We start from the raw sequence: 12,345 nt of genomic DNA, 5'->3' as shown, positions 1-12,345 counted from the left end.
GGGTTATCTGTAGTCAATCAAATATGTTTTTGGAATGACTCAGATATATTATTTTGCTGCTGTAGCCAAGCGAATGCCGCCATGACTTGAGGCGATCGCGCCTCTCCTGCCACGCGGGAAATCCAGAACGTTTGCCCCGGCAACGGCGCATAGTCGTCAACCACAGCCAGCGTTCCATCCTGTAATCCGCTATCTGCCGCCAAACGGGACAGCAACGCCATTCCCCTTCCCCGCCGCACTGCATCCATCACGCCAGATTGATCATCATAAATGGCGGACAGCCGGAAGCGCTGTAACAAGGTCGCCAGCAGCGCGCCGGTTTTCTCACCGGTGAGATGCTCCTCCAGACAAATCAGGCTGGTGATGTCACTGTGGTGATTCGCCGGGTGAAGAATCAATTTTTCCGCTACGGCAGCGCTCGCCACCATCACCCACTCATCCTGCAAAAAAGGAAGCTGTAGCAATCCTTCCTGATCGAGAGGTCGACTCCCAATGGCAATATCCACATCAATTTCGTCAATAAAACGGGCGGTTTCATCGGAGGATAACAGCGGACAAAGATCGGGAATCTGCTGTTGTAGCGCATCTAAACGCGGCTGTAACCAACCCTGTAATATCGGCGAGGGACAAACCATCGCCACCAGCCCAGGATCAAGATAAGTCGCAATCCGGCTCATTCCGCTACGCAAAGTTTCCAGCGTGCGCAGTACCGTTCGCTGTAACACTTCTCCCGCTACGGTTAATTCTACACCTCGGCCAACCCGTCGAAACAGCGGCTGCCCGGTCTGAGCTTCTATCTGCGAAATCTGATGACTAATGGCGGATTGCGATAGGCAAAGCTCATCGGCGGCTCGCGCAAAACTGCCTAATCGCGCTGCGGCTTCGAACCCCATTAATAGTTTGAGAGAGGGAATACGGTTCACTTTTCACTCACACATTAATTTTATTGGGGTATTAATGCAATAAACATCAATTTTTATCAAGAAACAGAAGGCAGATAATAAAGCCACTCATCCGCTATGCAGGAAATGAACGGTGCCAGCGCGAGATAAGCTACCGCACCAGCGATACTTATCTACAGTAAACATAAACCCGAAGGACGAAAATATGGCAACCCGTAGACGATTTATTCAGGCCGCCACGCTGATGGCGGGCGGCTTATTATTACAATCAAATAAGGTGTTCTCTATGATTGATCAGGATGATAAACAGCGCTGGATGATGCCCGACGAAAGCGCGCCCCATCGTCGCACCTGGATGGCATTTGGTGCCAGCAAAGCTATCTGGGGCGGTCGTTTATTACCGGAAGTGCAGCGTAATCTTGCCACCATTGCGTTAGCTATCGCCGACTATGAGCCGGTCACCATGCTCGTCAGAGAGGATGATTACCAAATCGCCTATCAATTAATCGGGTCGGCGTTAGAACTGCTGATTTGCCCATTAGATGACCTGTGGCTACGCGATACCGGCCCGGTGTTTGTCCATAACGCTCAGGGTAAAAAAGCCGGTATTGATTTTAACTTTAACGGCTGGGGAAATAAGCAACTGCATCGACAGGATGCGCACGTAGCCAGTTTTGTCACTGAACAGGCGGGCGTAGAACGGATGACCACAAACCTGGTTCTTGAGGGAGGAGGAATTGAGGTTGACGGCGAAGGCACCGCCATTATCACCGAAAGCTGCGTGCTGAACCAAAATCGTAACCCAAGTCTGAGCAAAGCAGATTGTGAAACCGAACTCAAGCGCCTGTTAGGTTTAGAAAAAATCATCTGGTTGCCCGGTATCAAAGGTAAAGATATTACCGATGGTCATACCGATTTCTATGCCCGTTTCACCACGCCGGGAACGGTGGTGGCTGGTTACGATCCCGATCCGCAGTCTTTCGATCACGAAGTCACTAAAAAGCATTTGGCTATTTTACGCAATGCGCGGGACGCCAAAGGCCGTAAGCTCAACGTCGTGGTATTAGAAAATCCTTCTGATAGCCGAGGGGAATATGCAAACCACGATTTTGCCGCCGGTTATATCAATTTCTATGTCTGTAATAATGCGGTTATTGCACCGGAGTTTGGCGACAAAATCACTGATACAGCGGCCAAAGCGCAGCTTAAACACCTTTATCCAAATAGAGATATCGTGATGATTAACATTGACGGGATCGCAGCAGGCGGTGGCGGTATTCACTGCACAACACAACAAGAGCCGCTATAACCGCATAGATGACTTTCCGGTTGCTATTCTCCTATTAATTAAGCCAATTGATTAAACCGACTGAATTGACAACGTTGACGCCAAAAAGGGTGATAGCCCGCCGGTATTTCCCCTCCCCTTTAGCTAATTTAGCTCGCAGGGCACAATTCAGTTTTTACAATGAGTTATGCATGGGAACGCTTCAAGATTAATAAAAAAATGGAGGCTTATATTGTCCGATTATACTTAGTCATATCGTGATCCAGAAAAAGGGACAATAGATGCCTTATGCCATACGCAGCACGCTTTGGATTCTAACCTATCTGTTCTTTATTCTGGCTCCGCTATTTGCCATGTTGCTTGGCACCATGCCGCCTGCGCGAGATTTCTGGACCGAGTTTTCTGTGGCTCTAGGCTATGCCGGTTTGGCGATGATGGGGCTACAATTCGGCCTGACCGCTCGCTTTCGCTATGTAACTGAACCTTGGGGGGAGGACGTAATTTATCACTTCCACCGTCGCATTTCTCTGATTGCCGTTGCGCTGGTTATCGCTCACCCGATAATTCTGTTTGTTATTCGCCCCGAACTCCTGGCTCTGCTGAATTTTATCGAAGCACCTTGGCGCGCCCGCTTCGCCGCTATTTCAACTTATTCATTAATAGCATTGGTTGTGACGGCTTTATGGCGTGTGCAGTTAAAAATTCGCTACGAAATTTGGCATCTAACCCACATTATTCTCGCATTACTGGCGGTGATCGCCGGTATTCTGCATATGATTGGCTGGAGTTTCTATTTGCAAGACCCGTGGAAACGCGGGCTATGGGTGGCGCTGATCGCTTTCTGGTTTTCCTTGCTGCTCTACATTCGCCTGGTTAAGCCGTTATTTATGCTACGAAAACCTTATAGAGTGAGCGAAGTGCGCCGGGAGCGCGGCGATACCGTGACTTTGGTGATGCATCCGGATGGGCATAAGGGCTTTCGTTTTACTCCGGGTCAGTTTGGCTGGTTAACGCTTTGGGGCAGCCCGTTTAAGATTACCGGTCATCCATTTTCATTTTCGTCGAGCGCCGAGGCTCAGGATGGGCGAGTTGAGATGTCAATTCGCAATCTTGGGGACTTTACTCAGAGAATTCCAGAGGTCACTCCCGGACAACGGCTTTACCTTGATGGGCCTTACGGCGCTTTTACTTTGGGTCATCCGGCCGATATGCATATCTTGATTGCGGGCGGCGTAGGCATTACCCCCATGATGAGCATGATTCGCACGCTGGCCGATCGCGGGGATAAACGCCCTGTCATTCTGCTTTATGGCAGTAAAAGCTGGGAATCCATTACTTTTCGCGAAGAGTTAGAGTCGTTGCAATTAAAACTGGATCTGAAGGTGGTACATGTACTTACCCAGCCACCGCCGGATTGGCCGGGTGAACGTGGTTTTATTACCGGTGAACTGCTAAAACGTCATCTGCCGCCCGAATATGCAGACCATGAATACTTTATCTGCGGCCCAGATATCATGATGGATGCCATAGAAAAAGCGTTGGATGAATTGAACGTGCCGCTATCCAAATACCACTCCGAACGTTATCACTTTGCCTAAGGATATTCCTAATGCGTCGTCTATTTTCTGAAAGGCTTGCTGTAGCCACGGGGGTAATCGTTATCCTACTGGCACTATTATTTGCATTTATCCGCGTTATGCCCTGAATCACTGCTTGGAACCGGCGTTTGTGAACGATGGGAAATTAAATTGGCCACCCCTAATTTACAAACGCCATTGGCATGAAGGGATTGAAAATGGAAAGACAAAAGCGGCTGGCCAATATCAATCCGACCATTTAATCTATCGGACAATGTAGATAATTCTGCAATGCTCCATCCCAACGTGGCAACGCCGAAAAATCAGGCATCATCTTACCCTCACCTCCAGCCATATAATCCGGCTGGTATGCTGGCGGGCCGATCAGGCGAACCATTTGGCAAACGGTATCCAGCTGTTGGCGATCTCCTAGCACCGATTGAATATTGCGCCACAGGTATTCTCTTCGCTCTGGCGCTAATCGTCCGAGAGCCTCTCCCAGTAATTGTGCATGTTTATTGCGCGCCGAATCCGTATCTATTCGACTGGCGTCGTACCAGGTGTAGGTTCCCGCTAATGAAAATAACAACGTAGCCGAGCGGTAATTTCCCTGTTCAGCACATTGATTCATTTGCTGGTAAAGCGCCACCGGTAACAATGAGTCAGCCGTATTATCTTTAGCATCATTGCACTGCAACTGCTTTATTATTTCAGCTCGCGTTAAGGATTCCTGCGATTTAAACAAAGGGGTTATTTGTTTATGGTAACTACAGCCACTCAGAACAATTACTAGCCCCAAAGGGAGAAAATATAGCGGTGATGTTGTTCTTTTAAAAATCATCGGTTTCACCATTCAACCTTATCTTCAGGGCGAAGTCCGTCTGATAATAATGTTTCCTGCATCCACTCGTTATAAAGCATTTTGAAAGCAAACTCTTCAGGCGTCATGGGTATATCTGTTTTTTGATTCATCATGACATCCAGCGATTCTACCTTTGTGTTATCAGCCACATCCCCTGCAAGGTTCCCACCGCTAATCTTATTAATATCACCGATCATCACATTCATCCTTAGTTAATTACGCCTCGTTTACCGGTAAATTCTGTGGCGCGTTATCCAAATGTCGAGTCAGTACAGTTCTCAGCCGCTGTAAGCCATTCTCAGACAGTTTCCCACATGATTCCCGTAGTGATTTTGTCCCTAACAGTTTGGGCATTTCGCTATCAATAAACTCATCTGGAATAAACTCAGCGAGCTGATCTTTATATTTCATGACAAAACGCCGATCGGCGTGGTAATCAATCACCACCGGCCCTTTCCAAATTCGCTCCAGCAATCCAGCCAATTCTTTCGAGCCTTGATTCATCGTCGCAGGAAGTAATAGATGCAGAGATTGTGGCGTATCTTCAACACGCAATTCATGTAACCAATTATCCAGCAGGGCAAGAAAAACTTCGTCTTGATGTAATATCCCCGATAACATGTTTTTAACCTCGAGCTGTAACTCTTGGTATAATTGGTGGCTGAGAGACTGATAATCTTCCATATAACCGACTACGGCTTCTGCCGCGCTCACTATCCCTTTTTCATAACCTTGGGTATAAGCCTGATGATGTAAAATTTCAGCGTCTGCCTGCGCCTGTTTAATTATTTTTCTGGCGCGAATCTGAGCCTCTACCAGAATATTTTTAGCCATCTTGCGTCGTAAAATAGCCGACTTAGTTAACAAGATACCTTCTAGCGCATTTAGCGGATGGCTAGTCTCTATATCGTTTTGCATGTTGGATAGCTAACCTTAATAACAATACATCAGCAGTCGGATTTATCTGCCGCTCAAGGCTGATTGCTCCACCGCCAGGAAAGAGTAATGGAATACGTTGCCTGATTGCGTCAGGTAAATCCTGACTGAAGCACAATAATTCATTTATTGCCTGAGCCCGCAGCCACTGAACATCCGGCGAGATATCTGACGGGCAACGACTGGTTTCTATTAATTCTAATTGGGCGAACTGACGTGCCATAGCAGAAAGCATTTCCAGCTTTCCACCATATGCCAGACAGGCACGATAACGCTGGCAGCTCATTAAAAAAGCCACCTTGGGAAGAATGAACCAGTTATCAATAAAAAGGCGCGTTAGCCCATTAGATATCCTGTGGTCGTATTGTGTCGAAATATTCAACGCGTCAAGCAAGACTTGATTGATTACGCTGCGGCATAGGCCGCGGTTAAATTGGTCGGGAATTCGAACGCGCTCAGGATGTATCCAGGACAAAGGATCAAATAATATCCGGTCAAGCTGGCTAACACCCATTCCCTTCTTCAAGCTCATTCACTTTCCGCCGCTGGATGAATTTCAGTGCGTTTTTTCCGATACAGGTACATAGCGATACTGGAAAAAATAAAGAGAATTACCGCGGCAATCATAAACCACAGCGTCCCACCTAAACCTTTTTTCACGGTGAAAGGAGCCTGATGTTGCATTTGCGGTATTTTGGAAAGAACCACCGAAATATCGTTATAGGCAACGTCATCAAAGCTATTCTTCAGGAAGCGTTTCACATCGCTGATCATCACTGTGGCATCAATATTTTCAGCATCGTATTTCACCAGCGCCGAAAGGTGAACCGGAATACTATTCTTTTGGCCTTCACTCGAGCTTAAATCGTAGCTGACATGAACCCGCGCTGAAACAACCCCTTGCAAGGTTTGTAACGACTGTTCGAGACGTTGCTCGATTCCCGAATAAAGTCGTGCCTTCTCCGCTCGTGGAGAAGAAATCAAAGAATCGCTGGGGAACATTTCGGCAATTTCTATTCGAGGTCTGGTGGGTAAATCATAGGTATTCATCAGATCAACCGCCGCGGCGAAATCGATCTTATTGACCGATACCACATAGCCTTCTTTGGTAATTTCCTTCTTACTGGCATCAATATTATTACGCTGTAATAACGCGATAATTTCGTTGGCCTGCGTTTGATCGAGCTTTTTAAGCAGCTCCTGCTCTTTACAGCCGACCAATAACAACAACAACAGAGGAACAAGTATTTTAAATTTAAGCATTGTTATGCACGCACAACGGTTTCAACTGCCCCGATAGCTTTTCGGGTCAGCGTGGCGAATAAGGACATTTTCAAATTATATTCAGCGGTTCTTTGCTGCAACTCGAATAGCTGTGCCGGATCTGACGTTGTTTGCGGGTCCTGTATTTTATTCAGCACATGGCTTTTTTCAGCATCAGATGTCACCACGCCTTTAGCCAGAGCCTGCATAACCAGACTATCTAGCGACATAACATCATCAGATGCCATCACCGCATCATGAGAAAACGCCGTGACGGACATAACTCCAGTAATAGATTCGGACATAGTGATCTCAATTAATTAATGACAAAGGGCAGTCATACCCTTTGTGTAATAACTCATACGTAATAACTAGCGGAAGTTGGTAATAATCGCCGAACCAACGTCTTTATAGACTTTAACCACGTTGGACTGTGCATTTCGGTACAACGTATATTCGGAAAGTCGTGATTGATATTGTGCTAACAGCATCGGGTCAGATGGATCCCCTTTCAACGAGGCCAATGCTTTCTCAAGTTCCTCGTTCAAACTGGTTACGCCAGTATCAAAAGAGGCTGATTTCTCGGAAAGAAAACCTTCCCATGGAGGTGTCGCATAAATTGGAGGATTAGCCATATTTATTTCTCATTTAAAGATAAAGGTTTAGGAAAATACCAGTGAGAAGGAGAAACCTTTACATACCCCTGATCACCATATTTAAAGGATTTGCCCTTGAGCCAGTCATTATTTAGCTCTATGGAAAATTGCACATACTGGCCCCCCCAAAGCTGATAATAACTTTGGACAAAGGTCTTTATTCTTTGTAATTCGCTGTCATCCATTTCTCCCCGGATAACAAAAGTGACGCTATCAACGTTCTTATTCTCACTAAAAACAATCGACATTTTACTCAAGCCTTGCTCAGCTTCTTTCGCCACTAACGAATCTTTCATCTGATTAAAAACAATTGAATCAGCATAAGGTATTTCTTTTTTCAGCAATTCAGACAATCTGTTTTTCTGAGTATTGTCCAGACGCCCTCTTTCATAACTCAACAGAACAACCGGCTCTGTGGGATTGCTGAGATAAATGCGATGAAATTTTAACGCTGGCCAATGTTCATTCAGCCAAAGGCTAATACGCGACTCCTCTGCCGGGATATTGACCACTTTAACTGAAGATGAAGGTGGATTTCTTACCAAGGCTTGTTGTGCCCAATACATTGATTTTTCATCATTGGCCAGAATATAAGTTATCTTGTCTCTTCCCTGAAGATACTGATACTGATTCTTTTTATATCCAAGCAGAGACGAAATTTCTAAAATCTTGCGCTGCTGGCTATTAAAATAGGTATAGCCCCAAACCGTTATGCACAGCGTGAGCAACAGGAGTATCAGCCCAGTCCAAAACCAACCTTTTTTCTTCTCCATCGGCTTTGACGTATTTTTGATTCCCGTTTCAGGATGGTTGAGGATATCCTGGCTCCACGTATCATGTTCAAAACGCGCGGCGAGATCTAAAGTACCGATATGAATCACTTCGTTAAGATTAACTGTATTTTCTATGTTACCGTCAGGTTTTAACTCTCGTAGTGTTAGAGTGGTTTTTTCATTTTGATTATTCTCCACCACGGCTTCAAAGCTAACACCGCCTTGTTCCATAGGAACAAATATCATATTTTCTGGAAGTACCGTTCCTGAATTTTGAGCGTGAATATTCTCCCGTTCAGACACGATAAATAAAGTTGTACCCGAGTCTAAAACAAACTCGCACCCTCGCAAGACACTGTTAAGTAGACGCACAACAATGCGTGGTGATGTGCCGCCATGTTCAGTTTCATTAACCATAATTGAGAGTTCTAGCCCCAAGCGCGCGTTATTAATTTATTGAAATATTCAAATTACTGGCGCTATTAGAAACATTTTTTAGAGTGAGATCTTGATTAAAAAATGATGAGAGATTGATGCAGGTTTACAGTCCGAAAGGAACAGGCTAAGTAGAAGAGTTAGCATGAAAAAGCGAGAGAGCCATATAAAATACGCCCTCTCAAAACACGAAGTAAAGCTCAATAAAAATCATTATAAAACCATATAGTTAACCGTCAAGTTAACATTAATTTAGTAATGGATAGATGAATCGATCCGGCCGTTGAAAGAAGCTATTACTGCGGGAGAAAAACAGCGTTGAAGCTTCTTTTTCCTTCGCAGGAGGAACAAAGCGATAACCTCGTCCATATACGGTAACAATATAATCTTTATTCCCACCTAATAATCGCCTTAGGCCATAAACACAGCGGGTTAAAGACTCATCGGAAATCTGCACACCATGCCAGATTTTTTCAATAATCGTATCTTTAGAGAGCAGTTGCTCTCGTGAATCAAGAAACAATCTTAAGAGCGCCAATTCTTTCGGTGGAATAAGAATACGTTCGTTAAGATGCATAAGGTCGCCATCATAGCTTAATGAGTAATTACCAAATCGATGCTGAATCACTTTGCGGCCCTCATAGTTTACTCTTTCCTATGTTCACCCTTTAAAAAATCAAAAGGGAATATTAATTTTACAAGGTGTAATGTAAATCATTCTTATTATGCAACATATCTAACGAGTCGCAGCCATGCTGAAAAATAGACTAATCGGCCTGCAAATATAAACTCACAAGATATCTACATGCTTATATAATTAACCAGATCACTAAGTGATTACTTTAAAAAAACGATCATTATAATTATTATGATTTAGATTAAATTGATTTTTTTGAGGTCGTAACCTAAGGCCTTTTGATAAAGAAAGATTCTGCGCAATATCTTACTCACTGCCGATGATAAATATATACATATATTTACAAAACTATGATGGCTGATGCATTAACTCAAAGTGATTTGTGAGTCATTGATTTATCCTTGAGATAAGAAAATAATGATTTTCATTGAACATTAAGATACTACTAAAGAGTTACCGTATTTCTCATGACAATTTCGTAAAGGTCGCCAACGGTTTCAAACTGCTCGATATCCTGTTTATTGAAATCAAATCCGAATCGTTCTTCCAAAGCCATCGTAATATCAAGCAAAGCAACGGAGTCAGCATAAAGATCGTTAACAATGTGCTTATCTGGTGAAATATCAACCTGCTCACAAAATAGGCAGGACACCAAAACTTCATCAATAATCGCTTTCATATCTAATCTGTCCTTTAATTTCACCCTTCCTTATCTACAATAAGGAAAGGTGAAATTAGCTCAGTTAAATTTATTTGTTTGCGCTGCGAGGAGGCTGATACCCAGATAATGCCGAGGAAGAACCTGGACTCATCACTATTCGATCAGAATCAACCGCCGCAGGTGCAGGGTTTTTAGGTTTTAATCGTGACGCATCACGCCCTTTACTCTCATCTTCGAAGCGTTGGCGTTTGGCGGTAAATGATTCTGGATGCTCTTCGGGTACTGCATTTAAATTAGTATGTGCTGCATTTGGTGTCGAAATAGAATCTGTTTCAGTAATATTTAACGCTGTTTCAACCTGAGTCTGCACCGTAGGATTATTCAATGGCCGATTTGGCGGCATTATCACGCGGGTACGATTGACATTATGACTCTCTTGTTCTGGTGAGGAGGTTTTCTCCGCAGTCATCTTAGGCAAAAACTGGCCGCTATTACGAACCGCTTCACTACTTCTCCGGTTTAATTGATCAATTCGGTTTGGCGATTCCATTCCTCCGATAAAAGCAGGCCCTACAGTACGCGTATTAGGCGGATTGACATGATTTTGCTTCGGCAAATACGGAGTAACTGAATCCCACGTCGTAGCGGAACCATTAAACCGTGGCGGCACTACCCTATTATTTACCTGCGCGTTCGTCTCTGGCGCATTTATCTCAGCCTTAATCGGATTAGCTGTAATAGTCGCGGAACGAGTAGAGACTCCCGTTTCATGATTAGAATTCTTGCTACGCAGTACCACATCTGAATCAAGCTGTGAAATGCTATCTGTTACTACACGGGTTGACCGAGTTATCTCTGACTGATGAGAAACTTTTTTCTGGACCACCAATTCGTCGTGGGTATCTGTTTCAGTCGCAGGTACATGATCCCCCTGCGCTGACCTGTCGCGGGTCAGAATCGATTTATGATTCATCAAAGGCGCGGGGCTAATGGGTTCACGAACTTCCGTTGAATCCATTCCCGGCGTATTACCATCAACAAAAGTTGTGAATGGCGTTGGCTTGCTGTCATTACTAACACCAATGACCGACTTACCCATTGCCTCTCTTTGCGCGATGTCTTTCTGCCCATCGTTTTCCAGAGTTTTATCTGCAACATTAACGCGTTTAGTCTCCGTCGCATGAGCCGATGCTGGTCTGTCACCTGCCGGATAACCATTAATAGATGGGCTAAATACCGGATTAAATAAAGGGCTGATAGTCGGATTTACCGTAACAGTCGTTGGATTAGCCGGCTGAGTTGGCGATGAGGAACTAGCACCAAAGTAATAGTTGTAAGTATTGTAGGTTACTCCAGGCGCGTTTGCTGTTGGCGTTGGCGTGGCCGGTGCTGCCGGAGCGGCAGGCGTTTCTCTGTTCGGTGCCGCGGGCGGATTTGGGCCGTCGATGGTGTCTCCCTGCGGAGCGTTAATTCTCGATTGCAGAAGATTTAATACCACCGCAATCAGCTTGAAATCCTGAGTAAGATTCTCAAACCGCGACTTGGCACTGTCCGCTATATTTTGATCCCTTTGCCCATCGAGCAATGACAATGATTCACGAAATATTTCGTGAGGATCGGCATTATCGCTAAAATAAGCAGACACCAGCGGCCACACCTGATTAACCAATATTTGTTCACCAAGTTTTTTCGGTTCCGCTGATCCCATACTAATTAGCTTCTGCTGCAATTCAGCAAATTTTTCGTGATTCTTTTTTGTACTATTATCGCCTAGCGCAGAATTATTACGCAATTTATCCTGTGTCAGCAGTTTGACTAAAGAATTAGCGATATCAGAAAACGCCTTGTCTTTACTCTCCCCTGTAAGCTGATTTTCGCAGCAATAGTTTTTGGTTTCGCTAAATAACTGCATAAATCTCAGGACATTATCTTTCCCCTTTGCATCAATGGCATTGTCTAATATTCCTTTGACCTCAGCCTTTTTGTCTGCCGGTAGCTCGGAGAGAAAGGCTTCTTTAGCCTGTTCCATATGCTGACCGTAAAAAATCTCGCCGGTTGGAATATCAGCGGGAGCATTTAAGGTCGCAGCACGAGCCTGCGGCTCAGGGGAGTTTGAACCCTGCAACTGCGACTGCGTTTGGGTATGTAACTGGGCACAAACGCTACGCACATTAGAACACTTGCTGCTGGGATTATTGCATGCAGGTTCTGTTGAGGGTTTAACAGGCACATTCTGTATGTGACTAATATTCGCAGCCACAGAAGACTGGCTATGGGTATTAGCGTTCTGCGTGATACGGCTGAAATCAAGTTGAGGAGTGACAGCCAGTTGTATAGAAGATGGCATATTCTTTC

The 12,345-nt window shown here is 44.8% G+C and carries 14 protein-coding genes; 2 read left to right on the top strand and 12 right to left on the bottom strand.

What is annotated here, in order from left to right; genetic code table 11:
* Positions 1–17: 17 nt before the first annotated feature.
* Entirely contained in the window at positions 18–923 is a 906-nt protein-coding gene (locus PL78_RS18275) for a LysR family transcriptional regulator (RefSeq protein WP_064517835.1), read from the bottom strand.
* A gap of 184 nt (positions 924–1,107) precedes the next feature.
* On the opposite strand from PL78_RS18275, the gene PL78_RS18270 reads away from it, so the two are divergent.
* A complete protein-coding gene (locus PL78_RS18270; protein WP_064517833.1) occupies positions 1,108–2,211 on the top strand; it encodes an agmatine deiminase family protein in 1,104 nt (367 codons plus the stop codon).
* 260 nt (positions 2,212–2,471) lie between these two features.
* Positions 2,472–3,788 (top strand): ferredoxin reductase family protein, encoded by a 1,317-nt coding sequence (locus tag PL78_RS18265; RefSeq protein ID WP_064517832.1) that lies wholly within the window; start codon positions 2,472–2,474, stop codon positions 3,786–3,788.
* Positions 3,789–4,026: 238 nt separating this feature from the next.
* On the opposite strand, the gene PL78_RS18260 is transcribed toward PL78_RS18265, so the two are convergent.
* The 11 genes from PL78_RS18260 to PL78_RS18210 all read right to left on the bottom strand — a co-directional run bounded on the left by PL78_RS18260 (position 4,027) and on the right by PL78_RS18210 (position 12,337).
* Complete coding sequence (locus tag PL78_RS18260; protein WP_128821903.1) at positions 4,027–4,608, bottom strand: hypothetical protein; 582 nt, start codon at positions 4,606–4,608, stop codon at positions 4,027–4,029.
* A gap of 5 nt (positions 4,609–4,613) precedes the next feature.
* Positions 4,614–4,826 (bottom strand): hypothetical protein, encoded by a 213-nt coding sequence (locus tag PL78_RS18255; RefSeq protein WP_064517830.1) that lies wholly within the window; start codon positions 4,824–4,826, stop codon positions 4,614–4,616.
* A gap of 19 nt (positions 4,827–4,845) precedes the next feature.
* Complete coding sequence (locus PL78_RS18250) at positions 4,846–5,547, bottom strand: hypothetical protein (RefSeq protein WP_064517828.1); 702 nt, start codon at positions 5,545–5,547, stop codon at positions 4,846–4,848.
* On the bottom strand, positions 5,525–6,097 hold the full coding sequence (locus PL78_RS18245) for a type III secretion apparatus protein OrgA/MxiK (RefSeq protein WP_064517825.1): 573 nt from the start codon (positions 6,095–6,097) through the stop codon (positions 5,525–5,527). Before PL78_RS18245 ends, PL78_RS18250 begins: the two co-directional genes overlap by 23 nt.
* Positions 6,094–6,828, bottom strand: coding sequence for an EscJ/YscJ/HrcJ family type III secretion inner membrane ring protein (locus PL78_RS18240; protein ID WP_064517823.1), 735 nt, complete (start codon positions 6,826–6,828; stop codon positions 6,094–6,096). Before PL78_RS18240 ends, PL78_RS18245 begins: the two co-directional genes overlap by 4 nt.
* Before the next feature lie 2 nt (positions 6,829–6,830).
* The gene (sctI, locus tag PL78_RS18235) at positions 6,831–7,133 is read right to left on the bottom strand and encodes a type III secretion system inner rod subunit SctI (RefSeq protein WP_064517821.1); all 303 of its coding nucleotides are present in this window, start codon (positions 7,131–7,133) and stop codon (positions 6,831–6,833) included.
* Between the two features lie 66 nt (positions 7,134–7,199).
* Positions 7,200–7,463 carry a type III secretion system needle complex protein gene (locus PL78_RS18230; protein WP_064517818.1) on the bottom strand — a complete coding sequence of 88 codons (264 nt, stop codon included), beginning with the start codon at positions 7,461–7,463 and terminating at the stop codon, positions 7,200–7,202.
* Positions 7,464–7,465: 2 nt separating this feature from the next.
* Positions 7,466–8,674 carry a PrgH/EprH family type III secretion apparatus protein gene (locus PL78_RS18225; RefSeq protein WP_071925616.1) on the bottom strand — a complete coding sequence of 403 codons (1,209 nt, stop codon included), beginning with the start codon at positions 8,672–8,674 and terminating at the stop codon, positions 7,466–7,468.
* Positions 8,675–8,939: 265 nt separating this feature from the next.
* A complete protein-coding gene (locus PL78_RS18220; protein ID WP_128821904.1) occupies positions 8,940–9,320 on the bottom strand; it encodes a winged helix-turn-helix domain-containing protein in 381 nt (126 codons plus the stop codon).
* 454 nt (positions 9,321–9,774) lie between these two features.
* On the bottom strand, positions 9,775–10,008 hold the full coding sequence (locus tag PL78_RS18215; RefSeq protein WP_084414358.1) for a phosphopantetheine-binding protein: 234 nt from the start codon (positions 10,006–10,008) through the stop codon (positions 9,775–9,777).
* A 70-nt stretch (positions 10,009–10,078) separates the two neighbouring features.
* The gene (locus PL78_RS18210) at positions 10,079–12,337 is read right to left on the bottom strand and encodes a hypothetical protein (protein ID WP_064517811.1); all 2,259 of its coding nucleotides are present in this window, start codon (positions 12,335–12,337) and stop codon (positions 10,079–10,081) included.
* Between the last annotated feature and the right edge of the window lie 8 nt (positions 12,338–12,345).

The organism is Yersinia entomophaga, from assembly GCF_001656035.1.
Classification (GTDB): Bacteria; Pseudomonadota; Gammaproteobacteria; order Enterobacterales; family Enterobacteriaceae; genus Yersinia; species Yersinia entomophaga.
This window is presented reverse-complemented; position numbering and strand designations above follow the sequence as displayed.